This window comes from Nonomuraea sp. NPDC048882 (assembly GCF_040649755.1).
Taxonomy (GTDB): domain Bacteria; phylum Actinomycetota; class Actinomycetes; order Streptosporangiales; family Streptosporangiaceae; genus Nonomuraea; species Nonomuraea maheshkhaliensis.
Genome location: NZ_JBEZGB010000011.1, coordinates 55844 through 78893 on the forward strand (window position 1 = coordinate 55844; position 23050 = coordinate 78893).

A 23050-nucleotide genomic window follows, 5' to 3' on the forward strand; every position below is an offset into this window, starting at 1 on the left:
ATGGCGGTCGTCTTCATCGGCGTGCGGCACCACAGTCCCGCCTGTGCCCGGCTGGTCGCCGACACCATTCATTCCGTACGGCCCGCGTACGTGCTGGTCGAAGGCCCGGCGGAGATGAACGACCGGATGGACGAGCTCCTGCTCGGCCACGAGCTGCCGATCGCCGTCCACACGAGCTACCGCGACGCACAGCGGCGCCACAGCTCCTGGACCCCGCTGTGCGACTACTCCCCCGAGTGGGCGGCGCTGAGCGCGGGCCGCGAGGCGGGCGCCGAGCTGCGCTTCATCGACCTGCCCGCCTGGCATCCCGCGCTGGCCGAACGCAGCAACCGGTACGCCGACGCCGAGGCCCGCTACGACGAGGTAACCGGACGGCTCTGCCGCGCCTTCGCCGTGGACAACGTGGACGCGCTGTGGGACCAGCTGTTCGAGATCGAACCGGCCGACGGGCTGGCCGAACGGCTGGCCACCTACTTCGACCTCGTCCGCGGAGACACCGAGACCGGTCCCGACGACGCGGCCCGCGAGGCGTACATGGCGCGGTGGGTCCGGGCGGCCGCCGGCGACGCGGGCGAGCGGCCGGTGGTCGTGGTCACGGGCGGCTTCCACCGTCCCGCGCTGATCCGGCTGGCTGAGCAGGGCGAACGGAACTGGCCGGAAGTGCCGGAGCCGCCCGAGGGAGCGGCGGTGGGCAGCTACCTGGTGCCGTACTCTTTCCGCCGGCTGGACGCCTTCGACGGCTACCAGTCGGGCATGCCGTCGCCCGGCTACTACCAGGACCTGTGGGAGCACGGCCCCGGCGGCGCCGCCCGCAGGCTCACCGAGGCGGTGACGGCCAGGCTGCGCGCCAAGCGCCAGCCGGTGTCCACCGCCGACCTGATCGCGGCGCGCGCCACCGCCGACGGGATCGCGCTGATGCGCGGCCACCCGCATCCGGCCCGGGTGGACGTGCTCGACGGCCTGGCCACCGCGCTGATCGGCGAGGCCCTTGAGACCCCGCTGCCCTGGACGTCCCGGGGAACCCTCCAGGCGGGCCACCATCCGGTCGTCGTGGAGATGATCGCGGCGCTCAGCGGTGACCGGACCGGCCGCCTGCACCCTTCGACCCCGCTGCCGCCACTGGTCCACGCGGTGCTCGCCGAGCTGGGCGGACCCGGCGACGAACGGCTCCACCTCGACGGGCAGGCCGGCCGCGAGCGCAGCCGTTTCCTGCACAGACTGCGCGTCCTGGGCATCCCGGGCGTGCTCCGCACCTCGGGACCGCGCCCCGCGGGCGGTCCCGAGCTGGTCGAGCAGTGGACGCTGACCGAGACCGACGACCGCCTGCCCGCGCTGATCGAGGCAGGCGGGTACGGCGTGGACCCGCAGGAGGCGGCGGCCTCCGTACTCGCCGAGCGGATCAGGGACGCCGACCTGGACCGGCTGGCGGACGTGCTGTTCGACGCCGCGCTGTGCGGCATCGGCGAGCTGGCGGGGCGGGTGCTCGACGACCTCGCGCGGGCCGTCGCCGCGGCGGCCGACCTGGGCGCGCTGGGCCGCACCCTCACTGTCGCGCTGGCGATGTGGCGGCACGACGACCTGTTCGGCACCAGTGGCAGCATCACCTTGGGCGCCGTGGTCCGGGCCGCCACCCTGCGGGCGTTGTGGCTGGCCGAAGGCGTGCGCGGCGGGTCCGTACCGGCCGAGCCGCGGCGCATCGGCGCCATGACCGCCGTACGCGACGCGCTCAGGCACGCCGGCCCGCCGCTCAGCCTGGACATGCACGCGGCGCTGGGCGTCGCCGACCGCATCGCCGCCTGCCAGGACGCGCCGCCCGACCTGCGCGGAGCCTCACTCGGGCTGGGCTGGTCACTGCGCGGCGCCGCCACCGTGGATCCCGCACGGGCGGTACGCGGCGCGTTCGTGCCCGCGTCGGCCGGCGACTGGCTGGCCGGGCTGTTCGCGCTCGCCCGGGAGGAGGTCCTGCACACCGGCGGCATGCTGGAGCTGCTCGACGAGCTGGTCGCGGCGATGAGCGACCACGACTTCCTGGTGGCCCTGCCGGCGCTGCGCCAGGCGTTCGGCTACTTCCCGCCGCGCGAGCGGCACCTCATCGCCACCCGCCTGGTCGAGCTGCGCTCCGGCGCCTCCGCGTGGGACCTGATGCGGCTGGAGGCGGCGCCGGAGCTGGTGGCCGCCGGCATGGCACTGGACGAACGCGTCGACGCGGCGCTGCGCCGGGAAGGACTGACATGACCGACCCCACCCTCGTACGGTGGCGGCTGCTGCTCGGCGAGGCCGGCGGCGCCTGCCTCGGCGGCGGGCAGCTCGGCGCGGAGGCCGCCGGCCGCGACGCCGCCATGGACTGGCTGTACGGACGCGACGAGGACCTGCGCAGGCGCGGCGTACGGCGGCAGGCGGGGAACGGCCCGTCGGCCCTGACCACCTTCGACTGGCTCGACGACATCACCCGCCTGTTTCCCAAGGAGACCATCGAACGCCTGCAACGCGACGCCGTCGAACGCTACGAGATCCACGACCTCGTCACCGACCCCGACGTGCTCGCCCGCATCGAGCCCAACCCCGCGCTGCTCAAGGCGGTCCTGCACACCAAACACCTGATGAACCCGCAGGTGCTGCGGCTGGCCAGGCGCATCGTGGAGAAGGTCGTCAGGGAGCTCATGGACAAGCTCGCCACCGAGGTGCGCAGCGCCTTCTCGGGCACCAAAGTACGGAGGCCGGGCCGGCTGCGGCTGGCGCGCAACTTCGACATGGCCAGGACCCTGCGCGCCAACCTCGGCCGCTACCAGCCCGACAGCGGCAAGGTCGTGATCGAGACCCCGCTGTTCTTCTCCCGCACCCGCCGCCACCTCGAACAGTGGCAGGTGATCCTGCTCGTCGACCAGTCCGGCTCGATGACCGACTCGGTGATCCACTCGGCGGTCACCGCGGCCTGCCTGTGGGGTCTGCCCGGCGTACGCACCCACCTGGTCGCCTTCGACACCGACGTGGTGGACCTGACCTCCGACGTGGACGATCCCGTCGAACTGCTGATGAAGGTCCAGCTCGGCGGCGGCACCGACATCGCCCGCGCGGCGGCGTACGGGGCCGGGCTCGTGGACCAGCCGCGGCGGGCCATCGTCGTGCTGATCTCCGACTTCTACGAGGGCGGCGATGCCCACCGGCTGGTACGCATCGTGCGCGATCTGGTCGAGCAGGGCAGCAAGGTCCTCGGCCTTGCCGCCCTCGACGAGCAGGCCAACCCCGCCTACGACCGGGAGCTCGGGCAGCGCCTGGCCGACGCCGGGGCGTACGTGGGCGCGATGACGCCCGGCGAGCTGGCGTCCTTCGTCGCGGAGCACGTGGGCCGATGAGAACGGACCTGCTCGGGCTCACCACGGACGCGCTCGCCGCGCTCACCAATCGCGGGCTGGTCAAGCGGGCCGGGAAGGAGGCGGCGCCGGAGCTGCGTACCGACGCCGACGGGACTGTGCACGGTGACTTCGCGGGTGGGCCGAGCGCGAGTCTGCCGGTCGGGGGGCTCGACGTGGCTCGGTGTACGTGCGGTGCTGCCGGGGTGTGCCGGCATGTTGTGGGGGTGGTGCTCGCGTACCAGCACCGGCATCAGCATCAGCACGCCGGACCCGCCGCCGCACCCGCCGCCGCGCTCGCCGATGGACCCGCCACTGAACCCTCCGATACACCCGCCACCGAACCCGTCGCCGGACCCGCCACCGGGCCTGTCGCTGAGACCGCCGATGGGCCGCCCGGCGATGGGCCGCCCGGCGAGCCGGGACCCTCCGCCTGGTCGCCGGGGCAGGTGAGCGACGACGAGCTGACCGCCAGGATCGGCGCCCGCCTGATGGCCGCCGCCCGCCGTACCGAAAAATCCGGATATACCGCCCGGGTGCGCCGCGCCACCGCCGCCGATCCCGCGCCGCAGGTCGAGCTGGCCACCACGACCGTGCGGTTCCTGATCCCCGGCGACCTCGGCTTCGTCCACACCGACGCCGTCGCGGGCAGCCGCGACGACGTCATCGCCCTCGCCGTGTGGGCGTTCCGGGTGGCCGACGAGCTGCATCCCGGGAGGCAGGAGGTACGGGTCGACGTCGGCGGCGAGGCCGCGACCGGTGCCGGATCCGGGCTGGAGCGGGCCCTGGGGCTGGCCGGCACGGTCCTGCGCGAGGGCGCGGCGCACCTCGGTCAGGGGCTCGATGTCACCATCGCCGACGTACAGCGCCATCTGGACGCCGCCGGATCGCGCTGGCCGCTGCTGGCCGTCGGCGACCTCGCCGAGCAACTGGCCGCCTACCGCGACCGCGGCGCCCACTACCGTCCCGAGCTGCTCGCGAGCCACCTCGCCGAGCTGCACGCCCGGCACCGTGCCGTGACCCGCCCCGACGCGACCCTCCGCAGCAGCGTGCTCGGCACCGCCGAGGCCGCCGAGACCCCGTTGCGCCGGGCCCGGCTGGAGAGCCTGGGCTGCCGGATCCGCGGTCTCGGGGACCGGCGGATCGCCGAGCTCTACCTGGCCCACAGCGACAGTGCGATGGTCCTGGTGCTGCGCCGCGAATGGGACGGCGACGACGACGGCGCCGCGCTGGCCCGGCGTCGTGTCGCCGGCTCCACGCTGGCCGCCCTGGCCACCGGCAACCTCGTCACGGAATCCGCGGTCCGCAGCGCCAGCCGTACGGTGCGGCTGGCCACCGGGCGGATCTCCAAGACGACGGTCGGCCCGTCGCGCGGCGACTGGGGTGAGCTCTCGCCGTCCCTGGTGGTGACCGACCTCGCCGCGCTCGGCCGCGAACTCGACGCCCTCCCGCTGCGGCCCGTCCGCCCGCGCGTCGAGGCGGAGCTGGTCCGCGTCGTCGCCGTCTCCGAGGTGGTGGCCATGACCTATGCCCCCGGCGACCAGCGCCTCGACGCCCTCATCGCCGATCAGGCGGGCAACACCGCCACCGTCACCGCCACCCACACCACCGCCGCCCCCGGTCGCCTCGACGCGCTGGCCGCCGTGCTCGCCGGGGAGGAAGGCGAGCTGCGTTTCGTCAGCGGGGTGGCCGGCCGGACCTTGGGCGGTGTCGTCATCGACCCCGTCGGCCTGGCCGCCGGTGATCGGGTCGTCGTACCCGATCTGCGGCCCGCCGCAGGCGGTGGCCCGCTCGCGGTCGCCGAGGATCAGCACGACCCGCTGACCGCCGTACTGATCGACGCCCGCGCACTGCTCGCGGAGGCGGCCCACCACGGCCTGTCCCACCTGCCGCCGACCTACGCCGCCCGCCTCGACACCGCCGCGCGACGACTGACCACGCTCGGGCTCCTCCGCGTCGCCCAGGCCGTCACGGCGTTCGCGACAGCGCTGTCCCAGGACTCGGGCGAGGCGACCGAACGCACCTGGATCGACGCCTACCTGCGCCTGGAGGTGGCCCTGGACCTGGCCTGACCGACATCGACCCAAACTCGGGTCAGCGCTTGTTCACCTCCACCCGGAGTATCCGGTCGTCGCCCGGGCGCGGGTCGGTGCCGCCCCAGGTCGCGCGGTCGGTGTTCGACGTGACCAGCCACAGCGCCCCGTCGGGGGCCACTTCGACGGTACGGATGCGGCCGTAGACGCCGGCGAAGTGGCCGATGGGGGCGCCCGCCGCGGCATCGCCCGCGACGGGAAGCTGCCAGAGCCGCTGCCCGCCCAGGGCGCCGATCCACAGCGACCCCTCGGCGTACGCGAGGCCGGAAGGGCTGGCCTCGTCCGGGTGGATCGTGGCGATCGGCGGCTCGCCCGTCGAGCCGGCGGTCCCCTCGGTGTCCGGCCAGCCGTAGTCCGCGCCCGCGCGCAGGACGTTGACCTCGTCCCACGTCCGGTGGCCGAGCTCCGACGCGTACGCGGTGCCGTCGGGACCGAACGCGATGCCCTGGACGTTGCGGTGACCGCTGGAGTAGATCGCCGACGATCCCGGATTGTCCTCGGGGACGGAGCCGTCCACCGCGATGCGCAGGATCTTGCCGTTGAGCGAGCCGGGGGTGGCGGCGTTCTCGGGCTCGAAGGCGTCGCCCGTGCCGATCCACAGGTGCCCGTCCGGCCCGACGGCGATGCGGCCGCCGTGGTGCCGGTCGGCGGTCTGGATGCCGTCCAGCAGCACCCGGCCGACGGCGAGGGAGCCGTAGTCGGCGGCGATGGTGAGCGCGACGATGCGGTTCCCGTCCCGCCCGGAGACGGAGACGAAGACGGTACGGTCGGCCGCGAACTCCGGGGAGGCGGCGATGCCGAGCAGGCCGCCCTCCGAGCTCACGTGCACGCCGGGGACGACGCCGACCGTTCGCGGGGTGCCGCCCTGGGCGGGGATCCGTACGATCTCGCCGGAGATGCGCTCGGAGACGAGCGCCGATCCGTCGGGGAGAAACGTGAGCCCCCAGGGTGCCTCCAGCTCGGTCACCAGCTCGACCGGCTCGCCAAGGGTCGCAACCGCGCCGGCGCTCGGGGTGGCTGTACCGACGCTCGGGCCGGCGCTTGGGGTGGCCGGCCGGGATGGTGCTATCTGCGTCTCACCCGCCGGCGCCGAGCATCCGCCGAGCGCAAGGGCGGCCAGGGCCGCCAGGGCCGCCACCTGCCGTAACTGGTGGCCGCTCATGGCTTGAGCTCCAGCGTCTCGCCGAAACCGAGCCGCCGGACGAACGCCTCCCGCGTCAGATCGCTGAAGGCCATGACGTGATCGACCCCGGCATGGGCGGCGTCCACCACGGACCGGAACGGCTTGTCCCCGACGGGCAGGGCGAGGATGCGCCGAATCTCCTCCGCCACGTCGTGCGGATCGGCGGTCGTCCCCGGCGCGACGAGCTGCTCATGCGCCTCGTGGGTCCGTTCGACCAGCGGATCGAGCACGGCGTACTGCGCGCTCACGCGCTCGTCCGTGGCCTTCGAGGCGTTCGCGAAGTGCCGCGTGCCCTGCGTGATCGCGCCGGGCATCACGATCGAGGTCTCGATGCCGAACTGCGAGACCTCGTACGACGTCACCACGGCGAGCGCGTCGAACGCCGCCTTCGAGGCCACGTACGGCCCGAGGAAGGGCGGGGTGGTCCGAGGATGTGCCGTACGGCATCCTCTGCCGAATCCTGCGACGTCACGTCGAGCGCGACGACCCGCAGGTCCGCGCCGGTGGCGCGGGCGAGGGCGGCGAGCTCGGACGCGGCGGGGGCGTCGCGGCCCTCGGGGTCGCGCATCGTGGCGTAGACGGTGTGCCCCGCCGCGGCGAGGGTCTCGGCCGTCAGGCGACCGATGCCGGTGGCCGCGCCGGTGATCATGACGATGGACATGTCCGGTTCCCCTTTCACGCTGCTCCGCCGTTGGCGTACAGGACCTGGCCGTTGACCCAGCGCGCGGGCCCGGCGAGGAAGGCGACGACCTCGGCGATGTCCTCCGGGGTGCCGAGCCGCTCCATCGGGTTCAGCGCGGCGATCCGGTCGATGCTCTCCTGGCTCTTGCCCTCGAAGAACAGCGGCGTCGCGGTCGGTCCTGGCGCCACGGCGTTGACCGTGATGTCCCTTCCGCGCAGTTCGCGGGCGAGGATCAGGGTCAGTGCCTCCGCGGCTCCCTTGGACGCGGCGTAGGCGCCGTAGCCCGGCTGCTGCAGCCGGGTGACCGAGGTGGAGATGTTGATGATCGCTCCCCCGGCGCGCAGGCGCCGGGCGGCGAGCTGGTCGACGACGAACGTCCCGCGCACGTTGGTGCGCTGGACGCGGTCGAAGGTGTCGAGGTCCATGTTCGCGACGGGCGAGAGCGGCATGATGCCCGCGGTGTGGACGAGGACGTCGAGCCCGCCGAACTCGCGTTCCGCGACGTCGAACACGGCCTCCATCGCCGTCTCGTCCGCCACGTCCCCGCCCGCGATGGCGGCGCGGCCTCCTGCGCGCGTCACCGCCTGCGCCACTTCCTCGGCGCGGTCCTTGCTGCCCCCGTAGTGCACGACGACGGAGAAGCCGTCGGCGGCCAGGCGTTCCGCGCTCGCCCTGCCGATTCCGCCGGATCCGCCGGTGACGAGTGCGACGCGTGCTGCGTTGTTCGCCATGTCAGAGCCTCCGCTAGGATATGAACGAGTCGTCCACATGCGACGGTAGCATCGAAATGAACAAGTCGTCCATAAAAAGGGGTGGCGATGTCCGAGGAGACTGCCCAGCGGCGCGGCCGGGGCCGCCGCCCGGCCGCGGAGGTGCGCGCCGCGGTGCTCGCGGCGGCCGGTCGCATCCTGCTGGAGGACGGTATGCAGGCGGTGACGTTCGACCGCGTCGCGATGGAGGCGGGTTCGAGCAAGACGACCCTGTACAAGTGGTGGCCGTCGCCGGGCGTGCTCGCGGCCGAGGCGTACTTCGCCCAGAGCCGGCGGGCGCTGGAGTTCCCCGACACCGGGGACGTACGCGCCGATCTGATCACCCAGCTCAAGGCGTTCGTCCGCTGGCTGAAGGAGGAAAGCGCGGAGAAACCCGTCAGCGAGCTCCTCGGCGCGGCGCAGCTGGACGCGAGCCTCGCGCGCGCCTGGTCGGAGAGCTACGCGCTGCCCCGGCGCGAACTCGCCCGGGAACGCCTGCGCGTGGCCGTGCGGCAGGGGCAGCTGCGCGAGGACGCGGACCTCGACATCATCGTGGACCAGCTGTGGGGAGCGTGCTATCACCGGCTGCTCGTGCTGCGGGTGCCCTTCGACGAATCACTCGCCGAACGCCTGGTCGACCAGGCCCTGTACGGCTCGGCAAAGCACGGCCGGTGAGACGGCCGCAACCTGTCGCCGCTGATGGCCGGAGCTCAATGTGGCATCGACCGGGCGTACCGCGCCGTGAGTTCCGCCCATCGCCCGGTGGCACCGTCCTCGGGCAGCCGGGTGGACGGCCCGCTCACCTGCACATCCCGCCAGCCGTCACCGCCCGACCGAGCCGGCTCGGCGCCGGCTCGCTGGACCAGCACCAGCGCCGTGGCGATGAAGCCCTCCATGAGGGCGTGCAGGATCGGATGGTTCGACCGCTCACCGCATCTCCGCGTCTACGCCCCCTCGGCCGAGGGGCGCGCGAAGCATCATCACACAGCGCCCCCTCACGCCATCGAGATCCGCACACCCAGCCAAATACGCCGAATCATGGACGACCCCGACGCCTCGTGATTGCCGGCGTCAGCCTGCCAGCCGGGCGAGGGCCAGGGCGTGAGCCTGGTCGAGCGACTTCGCGGCAGGGCAAGGGACGTCCGGCTGCACGCCGACGCCCTCCCAGTTGGTGCCTGACACGGGGTTGACGGCGCGGCCGGTGGGGACGGTGGCTTCCAGGTGGGGGTGCACGGTCCAGCCCTTGCACGGGTGCGCGCCCCCGCGGGTGGGCTCGCCGACGACCACGGCGCGGCCGAGTTGCTGCAGGTCGTAGGCCAGTTCCTCGGCGGCGGAGAAGGTGCTGTCGCTGGACAACACGTACAACGGTTTGCTGCCGCCGAAACGCGCGCCGGGGACGTGCGGCAGGCTCCAGGACTGCTCGGTGCGCTCGCCCCTGCGCCAGTACATGGTGTTGAGGTGGGTGCGCTCGTCCAGGAGGTAACTGCAGACGAAGGCGACGGTGTCCGGGTCGCCGCCCCGGTTGCCGCGCAGGTCCACGATCAGCGCCTGGGCGCGGGAGGCCAAGGTGAGCGCGGCAGCCAGTGGTTCGGCGGCCCAGTCCAGCGGAAACAGCATCGGCGCCAGCTCCACCACGGCGACTCCACCGTCGAGCAGCTCCACCCGGGGGGCACCTCCCAGCGAGGTTTCGAAGTCCCGGCGGATGGACTCCAAGGTCGCCGCGCCCTCTCCGGGGGAGACCGGGTCGGCGTGGTGCTTCAGCCTCAGGTGTTTGTCGTCGTTGATGGACTGCAGGTCCGCGGTGACCAGGCGGGCGAGCTCCTCGGCACCGTCAACGTCGTAGGCGCCCTCGGCGAGGCGTCGTCGCAGCAGGCCGGCGAGCTGTTCGGCTATCTCAGGAAAAACGTAGTGCTCGGTGAGCAGCCGGGCGGTCTCGTCGATGACAGGGGCGGGCTGAAGGTTCGTCAGGGTTGTCATGGCAGGGAGTAGAGCACTGCCCTGACGAACACGTCAAAAGCCACCTGCCGCCTCCTGGGGAGATCGGCGCGCCTGAGCAGTTTCCGGCGTTCGCCTAGACATCGGCTGGACCGGCACCGGCGCACGCAGCCTGACCAGGCCGGCCTTGGTTCGCGCGGGGCGGCCGACGTTCGCGTGCTTCAGCGCTATTTCGGATAAGCGGAACCAGGCGAATTCAGCCTGACTCGTGGTTCCTCGCCGCGTGCTCGGCGCGGACGGCCCGCCGTTGCCAGCGGCGCACCTGCTTCTGCATGTGCCGCTGAAGATGTGACAGGGCCGCCGTCGCGATGACCGCGGCGAGCCACACACCGCAGATGAATGCCGTGACGGCGATGGCCATGACCAACGGCAGTTCGGATACCGTTCCCAAAGCGCGCTGGATAAGAATAATCGGAGGGAGATCGGTGCCCATCGCGAGATCCTCCCTTGTTTTCCCGGCGACTCCGATGATTTACACTTCGAACGTTAAGCGCCTCTGCGAGCGACGTAAACGATCACTTTGTGTACAGTTCGGAGGCAGAGGACGTAAACGGGACGCGGAAGGCACGGCCGGTGGACGAAAGTACAAGAAGCGTGCTGGCGGAGTGCGAGCGAGAGCTCAGAGAACTGCGCAAGGCTATGGGCTGCACTCCCGAGCGACTTGTGGAGTGTCCAGAACTGATGAACATGCTACAAAATTTTACTGGGCCGGGCCGGTCGCGAAAAATCCAGGCTTGCATAGACGCACTCATAGACTTCGTCAAGCGCATCAGCGACACAAAGCATCGAGAACCTCTTCTTGTCGCACTCCATCTCGACCCGGCCCATGACGGTGACACACTCGCTCGACGGCGCAACAGTTACATCGCCGCGCTCCGGTCGTCCAGAAGTCCTTTCGCCGCGGACGTGCGTACGATCGAGCGGCGGGAGAACCGGGCGATCAAGGCGGCAGTGCGGCTGCTGCTGGAGAACCGCGGACCAGCCGACGACGGCGAGCTGACGCCGGCGCATCCGGCCGGACCGTCTTTCTCGAAGGATTTGGCCATCGAGGCCATCTCCCATCTCTGCCGCTTCTCCGAGACCGGTGCCATTGTCGAGCAGGAGGTCACCCGATGGGTGCGATCGGTGGTTCCGCTCGCCGATCCCCGGATCCTCGTCGCGAACAGATATCTCGCGGAAAGCCGTCCGGGGGTGCTCCGAATGGAGAATCTGTACGGGTGCCGCGTGGTCGACCAGGTCGAGGACCCGGGCGGCAGCATCCTGGCGACCGTCGAAATACTCCAGCAGCTCAGGCCGGAGGACGGGGTATACCCGTTCAGTTGCCGGCTGCTCATTGACCGCCGTATTCGTTCCCAGCCGGTCGTCCGATGGCGCCCACCCTTCCATCCCTCGAAGCGAATCGAGTTCAAACTGCTTTTCGATCCGGAGATGGTTCCGGTCCGGGCATGGTGGTTCGGCGCGACGTTGGATATCGAAGGGCAACTCGAACCCGCGCCGAGCGAACGCCGTCATCTGAAATTGCTTCAGGATGGACGATACCTCTACAAGGTGTTCGAAGAGCAGCAGCTCATGCCGAACCATTACTACGGTATAGCGTGGGTTTGGCCGTCATAACCGGCCCCGGTCCGGTCGTTGTGTAGGGTACGTCGTCACAACTCTGCCCCCATGGGGCACACCCTGTTACACGATCAGATCGGAGGAAGCAAGCGCATGGAAGGCGAAGGCTGAGGAATTTTTCGGAAAGCGGCAGGAAGCTCGGGCTTCCTGCCGCTTCTTCTATGCGGAGCCTGTACCTTCCAAGACCTAATCTCCAGTCCTGAGTATGAGGAATTCTCAGCTTGACGGCTATTTTGGGCGTGCGGCAGGGCGGTTTTGGGGTAGCCCTCATCACACCGGACACTCCTGCACCAAAAGTCCCTTACGTCACTGTAGTGGAGTCTAACTTGCATCTCAAACTGGAGTCACCACGAACGCCTGGAGGGGGGCTGGAATCGTGAGCCGACGGCCGCCAGCCGCTCGCCACAACGGAGAAGGCGCAGCTCAAGGGCAACTTCCAGGCACGTGACCACACAGACCGCGATACGCCTGCGACCGGCTTGCCGTAAGGTGCTCTCGCACCTGGAGATGATCACGACAGTCGCACCCTTTGACGGTCCGTCTCCGTTCAGGCACTGTGTGTCGTGATCGCCCTCACTTGGGCCTTATGTCCAAAGAGTGGCTGGAGTATTAGGCTCTGCCGCGTGATGAGAAGCAAGACTGCTCGGAGTGCCGGGGACGTCAAACGCGAGCGCACGCGAGCCGTTCTCCTCAGCGCGGCTCGCGCGTTGTTCACCAAGCGTGGCTGGTACCGCACACGAATCGAAGACGTGGCGACGACAGCCGGGGTGAGTGCGGCCACCGCCTACAACCATTTCAAGAGCAAACAGATTCTGATGGGATTTGTTTATCGCCCGCTCGTCGGCCGACTTTCGAAATCGGTAGAGCTGGCCATTGACGACAAGTCTGATCCGGTCGACGCCATACTCCGGCATTTTCATGATGTGGCGGCGCTGGCGCGCAGACGTCAGCGGCTGACGGAGTCACTGGTCGCCGCGATGAACGAGCAGACGGCCAGACACGGCAGGATGAGCGCGGAACCCAACGAAGCGGATGTCCGTCATCTTGTGCCGCTCTACACCATGCTCGCGAGACTGATGGAGTACGGCCAGGAATGCGGGGTTCTGCGGTCGGGTCCTTCCGTCGTCGCCGGGGCGGCCTTCTACACCGATGCGCTGTTGCACCAGGCCCTCAACCTGCACGAGGAATCCGCTCACGACACCGCGCTGAACATGCTGGACAAACTGCTCTCCACCTGGGCGGCGAACCCCGACATCTCCAGCGATCGTGCCTCCATCGCCGTCGCCTCGGACCGGATGGGCGAGGAGGATCTGTCGCTGGTCCTGCACCGGCTCATGCGGCAAGACGCGGGCGGGTCCCGGCGGGCGCTCGCCAATGACAGTCTTACCAGGGAATATCTGGAAGCCGGTCTCCGCCTGAGCACCGTCCCTGACGGCCCCGACACCTATTTAGGACTGCCGTCGGAGTACGAGATCTTCAAAGAGATCGAGCGGGCGGGACGGGCGCCGGGAAACGAAGAGGAATTCCACAGGCGATGGCCCAGCAGGGATGACTTCGCGCTCGATCTGCTGGCCTACTCGTTGTGGGTCAGGAATTGGCGGCCGGATTCCATCGTGAGATCGGCGGATCTGATCTCCAATGCCGTGGACCCGGTACGGGGCGCTCAGGACGTCAGCAGCCAGGAACTGGCGTCCATTCTGAAGAACCCGGCGATGGGCCTGTCCCTCATCGCCACGGCCATGGCGGATCGCTACCCCGAATTCAAGGCCACGACCGGCAGCGCCAGGAGTGCGGTCCGCCAGAGATGGATCCCCATCTATGAGGAGATGCTGGCGGTAAACGATTTGAGGCTGCGCCCAGACATCACCATCGAAGACCTCGCGGACATCCTTTCCGTGACCGTCGAAGGCGTCGCCTTCCGCGCGCTGTCCGGTCCGGAGGAGGACTATGAGCGGCTCAGACTGACGCTGCGCAAGGCCGTACTCGCAGTCCTGGTCTCCACGGTGAATTCCGGGGACGATCTCAGCCTCGACGAACAACTGCGGCGAATCATCCTCGCCCCCCGGAACATCTGACCTGCGTCGGGCCTGGTCAAAGCACCCGATTCAGGTCGCAATGGCGTCAGGGGTCAGCACGGAGATTCCCTGCCGGACTCCATGAGGACGGCGATCGTTTCATCCTTTCGCCCTGCCTTCTCCAGCAGCCGGGCGAGAGCATCGGCGCGCCACCCGGACGTGTCCTCAGCGGAGGCATTTGTGCCACCATGATGACGACATTCCGGCGTGGGAGGCTGATTGGTCGTTTTCGCCTGTGCGGGGTGTGGTGCCGTGGTGACTGCGAAGGTGGCGCGGGTGGCGCTTCCTGATCATGCTGGTCAGAAGTACGGTCATGATCTGCTCTCCGGGCTGCTGGAGCCGGGGACGTACGCGGTGGACCCCGGTGACGGCCGGCCTTGGCGGTCTCTGCAGCCCGAGCCGGAAGAGCAGGGCGGCGTCCGGCTACAGACCTACAGCATCACCGGACCTCCAGACAGGATCGGGGTCGCGCCGGGTGACGTTCGCGGGACCGTCTTCATCCCGGAGCAGCTGGGCGGTTGCTGTTGTGGCTGGGACGGGCAGTACGGGCCCAATCTCGCCTGTGCCGAGTGTGGCCGGCCGGTGGCGAGCCGCATCGACGACTGCGGGTTCTGGCAGGTGGTGTGGCTGGAGCCGGACGCCGTGCGGCCCGTCGCTGTGGCCGGGCCCGTTCAGCGGGTGACGGGGTGGGAGGAACTGCCGAGTACGCCGCCTGTTGGTCAGCGGGGTTACTGGAGCCCGCAGTGGGAGGCCGCCGTGGCGGTGGCATTGGCGCATCTGCTGGTGGTCTCGGGAGGTGAGCGGGTTACCGTCCCCGACGGGCCCGTCGCCGAGGTGTTTCGCCGGGCGATCGACAGCCTGCTCCCTCCGGGACCGCCGGAACGACGCCTCGGCCTCGCCGGGCCCGGCCTGCCCGCGACCACGGAGATCGCCTTGGTGCCCAGGCATCCGCAGACCGGTGAGCTTTGGCCGTGCGACGCGGGAGCGGTGGTGCCGCTGGCCGCGGACGTGTGGACCTACCTGGCGTTCCACGAGCTTCGGCAGGTGTACGGGATGCCCGCCAGTGTTCGCCGGGACGACCCGCCCCCGCTGCTGCCGAACTCACTGTTCCGCGCTGACGGGCGCGTGTTCGTCAGCACGCTGAAGCGGCTGGCGGCGCGGCAGCCGTGGGTACGCCGCGTCTATGACCGGATGACAGACCGTCCGTACGAGGATCCGTTCTGGTAGCCAGGCCTCGTAGCCTGGAAGAGCCGAACAACGCCGATCACATGTCCGCGATGAGCTTGTCCACTCGTTCGTCCACACTCCGGAACGGGTCCTTGCACAGGACGGTCCGCTGCGCCTGGTCGTTCAGCTTCAGGTGGACCCAGTCCACGGTGAAGTCGCGCCGCTTCTCCTGCGCCTTGCGGATGAACTCCCCGCGCAGCCGCGCCCGAGTCGTCTGCGGCGGCACCGATTTCGCCTCGAAGATCTTGATGTCGGCCGCCACCCGCTCCACGGCCCCGCGCCGCTGCAGCAGGTAGAACAGCCCTCGCGTGCGGTGCACGTCGTGGTAGGCCAGGTCGAGCTGCGCCACCCGCGGAGACGACAGCGGCAGGTCGTACTTCTCGCGGTAACGCTCGATCAGCTGGTGCTTGATCACCCAGTCGATCTCGCGGGACACCAGGCCCAGATCACCGGTCTCCACCGCGCGCAGCGTGCGTTCCCACAGGTCCAGCACCCGGTGGGTGATCGGGTCGCCGCCGTGCCGGTCCACGAAGTCGATCGCCTTGCTCAGGTAGTCCTGCTGGATCTCCAGCGCCGACGCCTCCCGCCCGTTCGCCAGCCGGATCCGTCGCCGGCCGGTCAGGTCGTGGGAGACCTCGCGGATCGCCCGGATCGGGTTTTCCAGGCTCAGGTCGCGCATCACCACCCCGGCCTCGACCATGCGCAGCACCAGGTCGGTCGCGCCGACCTTGAGCAACATCGTGGCCTCGCTCATGTTCGCGTCGCCGACGATCACGTGCAGGCGGCGGAACCGCTCGGCGTCGCCGTGCGGTTCGTCCCGGGTGTTGATGATCGGCCGGGAACGCGTCGTCGCCGACGACACGCTCTCCCAGATGTGCTCGGCACGCTGCGACACGCAGTAGACGGCGCCGCGCGGGGTCTGCAGCACCTTGCCCGCCCCGCAGATGAGCTGCCGGGTGACCAGGAACGGGATCAGCACCTCGGCCAGCGCCCCGAACTCGCCGTGCCGGCCCACACAGTAGTTCTCGTGGCAGCCGTAGGAGTTGCCGGCCGAGTCGGTGTTGTTCTTGAACAGGTAAACCTCGCCGGAGATGCCCTCCTCGCGCAGCCGCCGCTCGGCGTCCACGCGCAGGCCCTCCAGGATGCGCTCCCCCGCCTTGTCGTGCGTGACCAGCTCGACCAGGTTGTCGCACTCGGGCGTGGCGTACTCGGGGTGGCTGCCGACGTCCAGGTAGAGGCGGGCGCCGTTGCGCAGGAACACGTTGCTCGACCGGCCCCAGGACACGACTCCACGGAACAGGTAACGGGCCACCTCGTCCGGGGACAGCCTGCGCTGGCCCCGGAACGTGCACGTGACACCGTATTCGGTCTCCACGCCATAGATGCGGCGATCCATTACCTCACACTACTCTGCTCCTTCACGCGCCGACGGTTTCGATGATCTTGATGATGACCGTTCCCAGCCGGTGCCGCAGAACTCGCTGCCGTCGGAGACGAGCGAACTCAGCGAGCGGGCGGCCTGGGCAGCACGGCGAGAGCCGTCGAGGCGATGCCGGTCAGCGTCTCCTCACTCGCCCCGGCCTTGCCCAGCGCTTCGATACCGCGCAGTACGGCGAGCACCAGCGCGGCCAGCTCCCCTGGATCCGCGTCCGCCGCGATGTCGCCGTTGCGCTGACAGGCCGCGATGTCGTCCGCCAGTAACGTCCGCATCGCCTCGATGGTCACCTGCGCGCGCTTGGCCACCGCCTCATCGTGTTCGGCCAGCTCGGCGGTGCCCTTGGCCAGCAGGCAGCCACGGCGGGCGGTGTCCGCCGCGGTCGACGCCGCCACCGCGTGCACGTGCGCGGACAACCGCGCGTAGGCGTCCTCGTCACCGCCGCTCAACTGCCGGCTCAAACCGTCGACGGCGGCCCCGCAGAAGTCGTCGAACACGCGGCGGAACAGCTCCTGCTTCCCACCGAACGCCCCGTAAAGGCTGCCCTTGCCGAGCCCGGTCGCCTCGGCGATGTCGTCCATGCGCGTGGCGGCGTACCCGCCCGCCCAGAACCGCTCCCGAGCGGTGTCCAGCACCCGCTGTTCGTCGAACTTCCTGGGTCGTGCCATGGACACATCATAGCCATTCTTGACTCGCTCGTCCATAACGACTAGCTTTCTGGACGAATGAGTCAAGAACCATGGATCGGGGACATCATGACGGACGTACTAACAGGCAAAGTAGCGGTGATCACCGGAGCCAACAGCGGCATCGGCCTGGCCATCGCCAAGCAGTTCGCCGCGGAGGGCGCCCAGGTGTTCCTGACCGGCCGCCGCCAGGAGCAGCTCGACGCGGCCGTCGCCGAGATCGGCCCGGCCGCCACCGGCGTACGCGCCGACGTCTCCGTACAGGCCGACCTCGACCACCTCTACTCGGTCGTACGCGAGCAGGCCGGCCGCATCGATGTCCTCATCGCCAATGCCGGCAGCGCCGTCGCGCAGCGCCTCGGCGAGATCACCGAGGAAGTCGTCGACGCCACCTTCGGCACGAACGTGAAGGGCACGATCTTCACCGTCCAGAAGGCCCTGCCGTTGCTGTCGAAAGGCGCCTCGATCGTCGTGATCGGCTCGACCAACTCTCTGCGCGCCGGGCCGGGCCTGGAGATCTACGGCGCGTCGAAGGCGGCGATCCGCAACCTGGTACGCAGCTGGGCACTCAGCGCACGGGAACGGAACTTCCGGGTCAACGTCCTGAGCCCCGGCCCGACCGAAACCCCGGGCCTGGAGAGCGCCGCGGGCCCGGACTACCAGCGGCTCGCCTCGATCGTACCGCTCGGCAGAATCGCCCACCCGGACGAGATCGCCACCGTGGCGACGTTCCTCGCCTCGGACGCCTCCAGCTTCGTCAACGGCGCCGAATGGTTCGTCGACGGCGGCCAGGCCCAGGTCTGACCGCGCCGTCACCTGGCGGGGCCGGGCACGTGGAAGGCCCCGGATACCACGCTGTCCGGGGCCTTCCACGTGTGGATCGAGGCAGGTGAACATCCACTGGTCAGAAGTGTGGATCGAGAGCACTGCCCCACGTGTAATCACCGTCACCGGGTATCCGGAAATTGCATCTGATGGTGTACGCCGCGCCACCGGTCTTGTGGGTGAGATAGCTGTCGATCCGGTACCACCCGTCCCAGGGGTGCCCCGGCCAGATCTGCGAGGTCCATATATACGTTCCCTCGATGATGGGTCCGGTGTAGGTCTCGCACGGAGCACCGACATAGACCTCGGCAGGCGGATTCACGTAGGTGAACCAGCCGTAATCGCCTTTGTCTCCCTCCAGCCAGATCTCGCGCCGTACCAGCTCCATGGGCATCGTGCGCACCGCCCATTCCGCCAGCCATTGTGTCTTGACGTTGAAGGCCGTGTCGGCGGCGTACGCCGTGCCGGTCGTGATCGGTAAGGCCATCATCATGACCGCCGCCGTGGCCAGACAGAGCTTCTTCAATGCAGAGCGCATGGAGCCTCGTTCCTGGTCCGAATCTTCAGGTCACACCCGAACCGAGCAGTGACTTCGCATCACCCGTGCCGCTCGTCGCATCGCGACTTTCCTCTACTGCGGATGATGACTCGTCGATCGCGACCACCCCAGGACAACAACCGGACATATAGCGGGCATTGCGCGTTCCGTGCGTGCGAAGACCCACCCGCAGGGCGGAGCAAGGGCGCGCCCGATCACTGGGCCCGATCACTGGGCCCGATCACTGGGCCCGATCACTGGGCCCGCCGACGCGCTTCGTCCAAGCCCCTGATCTCCGTAAGATGTGTGATCCACGTATCGGATGTGACCTAAGGGGCATAAGTGACCGGCCTTTCCCGCAGAGCCCTCCTAGCGGCGGCACCGGCGACGCTGATCGCCGCACGACCGGCACAGGCGGCCCCCGCCCCTGTCGTCCGCGTGTCGGGAACCGCGCCCACACAACTGGCGGGGTTCGACAACGTGGTCAAGAAGTTCGTGCTGGACCGCAAGATCAGAGCAGCGCAGCTGGCCGTCATGAAGAACGGCAAGATCCTGCTCGCGCGCGGCTACTGCTTCGACGACTACTCCAGGACGCCGGCCATCCCCTCGCCGACGTCGCTGTTCCGGATCGCCAGCCTGAGCAAGAACATCACCTCGGCCGCCATCATGCGCCTGGTGCAGGACGGCAAGCTGAGCCTGTCGGCCAAGGTCACCCAGGTACTGGGCCTCACCCCGGCCGACGCCCGGATGGGGCAGATCACCGTACTCCGCCTCATGCAGCACCTCGGCGGCTGGGACCGCGACGCCTCCAAGGACCAGCTCTGGCTGGACCACACCATCTCGGCCGTGCTCGACGTGCCGCTGCCGATCGGGCACGACGACATCATCCGGTACGCCACCGCCCGCCAGCTCGACTTCGCCCCAGGCAGCAAGATGGTCTACAGCAACTACGGCTACATGCTCCTCGGCCGCATCATCGCGAAGGTCTCGGGGCAGCCGTACGAGACGTACATCAAGACCAAGCTGCTCCAGCCGCTCGGCATCACCCGCATGCGACTCGGCAAGAGCCTCAAGAGCGAGGCCGCGACCGGCGAGGTCAGCTACGAGTCGCAGTACACGAACAAGACAGTCCTCGACACGTCCGGCACCACCGTCCCTTACCCCTACGGCGGCTTCAACATGCCCAACCAGGACGCCAACGGCGGCTGGCTGGCCTCCGCCGTGGACCTGGTCCGCTGGACCCTCGCCTTCGACCGGCCGGGCACCGTGCTCAGCTCGGCCTCGATCGCCAAACTGGTGGCCAAGCCGGAGATCGGCGTCAACGAATACGGCTCCTGGTACGGCGGCGGCTGGTGGTGCCGCCAGGTCACCGGCCACCTCAACACCTGGCACAACGGCTCGATGCCGGGCACGTTCTCCTATCTGGCGCGACTGCAGAACGGGTTCAGCTACGCCGTGCTGTTCAACCGGCGCGAGGAGAGCGGCACCCTCGACTACGACACCATCGACGACGACATGAACAAGGTGAAGGTCTCCTCCTGGCCCACCACCGACCTGACCCCGAAATACTTCTGACCTCAGCGCCCCGGGCACGCCGCCCGTGGTGGCGCGTACCGGGGCGAGGTTGCCGGCCGACTTGAGCTGGTGGATGAACCGCGTGTCCGCCAGCTCGAACCACTCCTCCGGCACATGCTCCGGCTGTGCGCCTCACCACGCGCGTGTAGTTGGTGGCAGCTTCCTCAACGGCAGACCGACACGGGAGCAGGCAAGGACGGTGATCGTCCCGATGTGTGGGCGGGTGCAGGACCGGGGTTCGCCGTCCCACGCGCGGGATCGTCTTCCCGCGCGCCGAACCGCCACGAAAAGTGATCACATGGATACTGGATGCCATGCGCGTCGACTTCGATCCCGCGGCGGTAGGCGCAACGGCTTTCTTCCGGTTCCTGACATCGGTCGTTGTTCCCCGCCCGATCGCCTGGGTCTCCACCATCACCCCCGATGGAGCGGTGGAGAACCTCGCCCCGCATTCGTTTTTCAGCATCGCCAGCACCGACCCGCCGATCGTGCAGTTCACGTCGATCGGCCGCAAGGACTCGCTGCGCAATGTTGAGGACACCGGCGAATTCGTGGTCAACTTCTCCCCCGAGCCGATGCTGCACCTGATCCGCGACACCGCCACCGACTTTCCCCGCACCGTCAGCGAGTTCGACACCGCCGGCATCGAGCGGGAAGCCAGCCGCTGCGTGCGGCCGTCCCGCGTGGCGGCCGCTCCCGTCGTCCTGGAATGCCGTTCCCACACCACCTTGCGCATGGGAAACTCCACGCTCGTGTTCGGCCGGGTCTTTTTCGCGGCGGTGCACGAGGAGTACCTCCTCAACGGCCGCCCCGACGCCAGGCGGCTACGCCCGCTGACCAAGCTCGGCGGTGACGAGTGGGGCACGCTGGGCGAGATCCTGCACCTGAACCGCATCCCTTACGAGGAGCCTCAACCCGGCTGACCCAGGCCGGCTGTCAGTTTCCGAACCCTCCAGCCCACGCACCCAGCTCAGCCGGCCCCGTCATCATGACGAGCACCACTCCCGGCGCCGGCCGGCCGAAGGCGACCGGCCGGCAGCCGACCGAACGGGCGTAACAGACGGTCGACCGCCGCGCGCCCGGCTTCGAGCGCGGCCTTGAGCGATTCGCCGTCGCGGGTGAGGCGACCGATGCGGGGGGTGCCGGGTCCGGGGTGTACGGACAGGACCGCCGGATCCGCCGGGGCCTGGCCGCCGACGGGCAGGCGGGACACCGGCGGAGCCGGCTGGTCGTACCGCGTGAGCACCGCGTCGTCGTGCAGCAGGCGGTGGGCGCGCGTGAGGTAACTCCGGTGCAGCGCCTCGGGATAACTCCGCAGAACGGTCGCGGCGATCAGGCGGGCTCCGTAGGACGGCCGCGCCCCGCGGCGGCGGGCGGCCGTCCCGGGCGCGGCGGGACGTGACCGCAGGACCAGGACGTGGCTGGAGCCCTGCGCCAGGGCGGTGCGGTACGGGATGGACTCGGCGAGTCCCGCGTCGTAGTAGAACCGCCCGGCCAGCTCGACCGGCGGACCGGCGAGGAACGGCAGCGCAGCACTGGCCCGCAGCGCCAGCCGCAGTTCGACGGGACCGGTCAGATACGGGCGAAGATCGGTGGACCGCCCGGTGTGGGCGTCGGTGGCCAGCGGGTGGTACTCGACGGCATTGGCCAGGACTGCGTCGAAGTCCATCCGGACCACCTCGCGGTACAGGTGCTCGACCAGGTTGCGCACGTCGACCATCGGCCGGCCGCGCAGGAGGTTGGACGGACGGATCATCGCCTTGGCGTAGCCGGGTTCGGCCCAGCCGGTCAGGTGCTCGGGAGTGCCGCTGAGCAGCCAGGCCCCGGTGATGGCCCCTGCCGATGCTCCGTAGACCGCGTCGAAAGCGGGCGCCACCCCGCTCTCGTGCAGGGCCAGGGCCATGCCGGCGGAGATCGTGCCACGCATGCCGCCGCCCTCGATGGCCAGGGCCACCCGGTGGCCGTCCTGCCGCTGCCCGGGGCGGCTGCCGCGGCTGACCCGGTCGGCCAGGACGCGCAGCACCTCGTGCCCGCCGGTCACGGTGTCTTGGTCTCTTCGGACAGGTAGGCCCGGGCCTTGGCCCAGATGCCGCGGTCGGACCGGGTGGTCAGCCAAGTGGTGGACCTGAGCCGGCCCCGCCCGCGGTAGCGCCGCACGACGGCGACGTGCTCCGGCCGGCCGACGAACCGGCGCAGGGCCTGCTCGTCCAGCCAGATCGACACCGAGCCGCACCTGCCGCGCAGCGGCTCCGTCCAGAGCCACATGCCGACCGCGCCGGGCAGTTCGGGCCAGGCCCGGCGCAGGGCGAGCCCGGCCCGGTAGACGCCGGGCAGGTCGCGCAGCCGGTCGGCTTGGAAGTCGGTGATGCTGACCAGCACCGGCCCGGTGGTGTCGGCTGCCTCTCCAGGTGTCCAGCGGCTCGTCAGCATGGTGCCGCCCACGACGGGTCGCGGCCCAGCAGGCCGAGCAGCCGCTGGAAGTCAGGGGCGTCGTCGGGCACCGGAACCCTGGTGTCGAACGCGGCACCTGGACCGCGGCTCTTCGGCGTGTCCGGCCACCGGGAGGCCATCGCCAGCGCGAACGCGACCAGCTCGGGGTCGGGCCGGTAGGAGGTGTCGATGCTCGTGGCGACGTCCCATCCGTGCACGAGGCAGTCGACCAGGTGCATGCTGATCGCGACCCGTCCGGGGAAGACGCCGAACTCGCCGATCTCGACCTGGCGGTCGAAGAAGTCTGGGGCGGCGAACGCCTTCGTGACCGCGGCCGCGGAGTCGTGGAAGGCGCCGAACGGGTCGTCGCCGTCCCGGACGGACCACTGCGCCGGCGGGTCCGCGGCGGCGGCGAAGCCGTAGTTTTCGCCCACCATGTGCCGCAGCAGGTCGCCCAGGTTCCATTCCGTGCACGGCGTGGGCCGGTCGAGGTCCACGGCGGTGACCTGGGCGATCGCTCCCCCGGCGAGGTCCAGCGCGCGCCGATGCAGGTCCCGGAGGTCCACGGCTGGGAGTCCAGTCATCATCCA

At 69.7% G+C, this 23050-nt stretch carries 22 protein-coding genes and 1 pseudogene; 10 read left to right on the top strand and 13 right to left on the bottom strand.

Annotation, left to right across the window (positions count from 1 at the left end):
* Genes AB0C27_RS34205 through AB0C27_RS34215 form a run of 3 tightly spaced genes read left to right on the top strand, consistent with a single transcriptional unit; the run spans position 1 to position 5422 of the window.
* Entirely contained in the window at positions 1 to 2235 is a 2235-nt protein-coding gene (locus tag AB0C27_RS34205; protein ID WP_357852623.1) for a DUF5682 family protein, read from the top strand.
* Complete coding sequence (locus tag AB0C27_RS34210) at positions 2232 to 3353, top strand: VWA domain-containing protein (RefSeq protein ID WP_357852626.1); 1122 nt, start codon at positions 2232 to 2234, stop codon at positions 3351 to 3353. The genes AB0C27_RS34205 and AB0C27_RS34210 overlap by 4 nt, the downstream gene beginning before the upstream one ends.
* Positions 3350 to 5422: a hypothetical protein gene (locus AB0C27_RS34215; protein ID WP_357852629.1), complete on the top strand. Its 2073-nt coding sequence runs from the start codon at positions 3350 to 3352 to the stop codon at positions 5420 to 5422. Before AB0C27_RS34210 ends, AB0C27_RS34215 begins: the two co-directional genes overlap by 4 nt.
* A 22-nt stretch (positions 5423 to 5444) precedes the next feature.
* On the opposite strand, the gene AB0C27_RS34220 is transcribed toward AB0C27_RS34215, so the two are convergent.
* The 4 genes from AB0C27_RS34220 to AB0C27_RS34235 are packed head-to-tail and all read right to left on the bottom strand — an operon-like array spanning position 5445 to position 8039.
* Complete coding sequence (locus tag AB0C27_RS34220; RefSeq protein WP_357852632.1) at positions 5445 to 6605, bottom strand: PQQ-dependent sugar dehydrogenase; 1161 nt, start codon at positions 6603 to 6605, stop codon at positions 5445 to 5447.
* Positions 6602 to 7024, bottom strand: coding sequence for a hypothetical protein (locus tag AB0C27_RS34225; RefSeq protein WP_357852634.1), 423 nt, complete (start codon positions 7022 to 7024; stop codon positions 6602 to 6604). The genes AB0C27_RS34220 and AB0C27_RS34225 overlap by 4 nt, the downstream gene beginning before the upstream one ends.
* On the bottom strand, positions 6985 to 7287 hold the full coding sequence (locus tag AB0C27_RS34230; protein ID WP_357852636.1) for an SDR family NAD(P)-dependent oxidoreductase: 303 nt from the start codon (positions 7285 to 7287) through the stop codon (positions 6985 to 6987). The genes AB0C27_RS34225 and AB0C27_RS34230 overlap by 40 nt, the downstream gene beginning before the upstream one ends.
* 14 nt (positions 7288 to 7301) lie before the next feature.
* Positions 7302 to 8039, bottom strand: coding sequence for an SDR family oxidoreductase (locus AB0C27_RS34235; RefSeq protein ID WP_357852638.1), 738 nt, complete (start codon positions 8037 to 8039; stop codon positions 7302 to 7304).
* Positions 8040 to 8126: 87 nt separating this feature from the next.
* On the opposite strand from AB0C27_RS34235, the gene AB0C27_RS34240 reads away from it, so the two are divergent.
* Entirely contained in the window at positions 8127 to 8732 is a 606-nt protein-coding gene (locus tag AB0C27_RS34240) for a TetR/AcrR family transcriptional regulator C-terminal ligand-binding domain-containing protein (protein WP_357852640.1), read from the top strand.
* A 35-nt stretch (positions 8733 to 8767) separates the two neighbouring features.
* Here the strand turns inward: AB0C27_RS34240 and AB0C27_RS34245 are convergent.
* The 3 genes and pseudogenes from AB0C27_RS34245 to AB0C27_RS34255 all read right to left on the bottom strand — a co-directional run.
* A pseudogene (locus AB0C27_RS34245) lies at positions 8768 to 8974 on the bottom strand (DUF6086 family protein); the annotation flags it as partial.
* A gap of 154 nt (positions 8975 to 9128) precedes the next feature.
* On the bottom strand, positions 9129 to 10034 hold the full coding sequence (locus AB0C27_RS34250) for a S41 family peptidase (RefSeq protein ID WP_357852642.1): 906 nt from the start codon (positions 10032 to 10034) through the stop codon (positions 9129 to 9131).
* A gap of 214 nt (positions 10035 to 10248) precedes the next feature.
* Entirely contained in the window at positions 10249 to 10485 is a 237-nt protein-coding gene (locus AB0C27_RS34255) for a hypothetical protein (protein WP_357852645.1), read from the bottom strand.
* Between the two features lie 473 nt (positions 10486 to 10958).
* On the opposite strand from AB0C27_RS34255, the gene AB0C27_RS34260 reads away from it, so the two are divergent.
* From AB0C27_RS34260 to AB0C27_RS34270, 3 genes are all read left to right on the top strand, one after another.
* The gene (locus AB0C27_RS34260; protein ID WP_357852647.1) at positions 10959 to 11666 is read left to right on the top strand and encodes a hypothetical protein; all 708 of its coding nucleotides are present in this window, start codon (positions 10959 to 10961) and stop codon (positions 11664 to 11666) included.
* A gap of 629 nt (positions 11667 to 12295) precedes the next feature.
* Positions 12296 to 13744, top strand: coding sequence for a helix-turn-helix domain-containing protein (locus AB0C27_RS34265; RefSeq protein ID WP_357853479.1), 1449 nt, complete (start codon positions 12296 to 12298; stop codon positions 13742 to 13744).
* A gap of 252 nt (positions 13745 to 13996) precedes the next feature.
* The gene (locus tag AB0C27_RS34270) at positions 13997 to 14971 is read left to right on the top strand and encodes a hypothetical protein (RefSeq protein ID WP_357852650.1); all 975 of its coding nucleotides are present in this window, start codon (positions 13997 to 13999) and stop codon (positions 14969 to 14971) included.
* A gap of 37 nt (positions 14972 to 15008) precedes the next feature.
* Here AB0C27_RS34270 and pafA read toward each other — a convergent pair whose 3' ends face one another.
* Entirely contained in the window at positions 15009 to 16367 is a 1359-nt protein-coding gene (gene pafA / locus AB0C27_RS34275; RefSeq protein ID WP_357852653.1) for a Pup--protein ligase, read from the bottom strand.
* Positions 16368 to 16474: 107 nt separating this feature from the next.
* Complete coding sequence (locus AB0C27_RS34280; protein WP_357852656.1) at positions 16475 to 17074, bottom strand: TetR/AcrR family transcriptional regulator; 600 nt, start codon at positions 17072 to 17074, stop codon at positions 16475 to 16477.
* An 87-nt stretch (positions 17075 to 17161) separates the two neighbouring features.
* Between AB0C27_RS34280 and AB0C27_RS34285 the strand changes: the two genes are divergently transcribed.
* Complete coding sequence (locus tag AB0C27_RS34285; protein ID WP_357852659.1) at positions 17162 to 17896, top strand: SDR family oxidoreductase; 735 nt, start codon at positions 17162 to 17164, stop codon at positions 17894 to 17896.
* A gap of 100 nt (positions 17897 to 17996) precedes the next feature.
* Here the strand turns inward: AB0C27_RS34285 and AB0C27_RS34290 are convergent, their stop codons facing one another.
* Complete coding sequence (locus AB0C27_RS34290; RefSeq protein WP_357852662.1) at positions 17997 to 18455, bottom strand: hypothetical protein; 459 nt, start codon at positions 18453 to 18455, stop codon at positions 17997 to 17999.
* Between the two features lie 342 nt (positions 18456 to 18797).
* On the opposite strand from AB0C27_RS34290, the gene AB0C27_RS34295 reads away from it, so the two are divergent.
* Both AB0C27_RS34295 and AB0C27_RS34300 read left to right on the top strand, forming a co-directional pair.
* Positions 18798 to 20030, top strand: coding sequence for a serine hydrolase domain-containing protein (locus AB0C27_RS34295; RefSeq protein WP_357852665.1), 1233 nt, complete (start codon positions 18798 to 18800; stop codon positions 20028 to 20030).
* Positions 20031 to 20344: 314 nt separating this feature from the next.
* Positions 20345 to 20953 (top strand): flavin reductase family protein, encoded by a 609-nt coding sequence (locus AB0C27_RS34300; RefSeq protein ID WP_357852669.1) that lies wholly within the window; start codon positions 20345 to 20347, stop codon positions 20951 to 20953.
* A 47-nt stretch (positions 20954 to 21000) separates the two neighbouring features.
* Here the strand turns inward: AB0C27_RS34300 and AB0C27_RS34305 are convergent, their stop codons facing one another.
* The 3 genes from AB0C27_RS34305 to AB0C27_RS34315 are packed head-to-tail and all read right to left on the bottom strand — an operon-like array spanning position 21001 to position 23026.
* Positions 21001 to 22071: a patatin-like phospholipase family protein gene (locus tag AB0C27_RS34305; RefSeq protein WP_357852671.1), complete on the bottom strand. Its 1071-nt coding sequence runs from the start codon at positions 22069 to 22071 to the stop codon at positions 21001 to 21003.
* Entirely contained in the window at positions 22068 to 22460 is a 393-nt protein-coding gene (locus AB0C27_RS34310; protein ID WP_357852674.1) for a hypothetical protein, read from the bottom strand. Before AB0C27_RS34310 ends, AB0C27_RS34305 begins: the two co-directional genes overlap by 4 nt.
* Positions 22454 to 23026 carry a TIGR03086 family metal-binding protein gene (locus tag AB0C27_RS34315; RefSeq protein ID WP_357852677.1) on the bottom strand — a complete coding sequence of 191 codons (573 nt, stop codon included), beginning with the start codon at positions 23024 to 23026 and terminating at the stop codon, positions 22454 to 22456. Before AB0C27_RS34315 ends, AB0C27_RS34310 begins: the two co-directional genes overlap by 7 nt.
* Between the last annotated feature and the right edge of the window lie 24 nt (positions 23027 to 23050).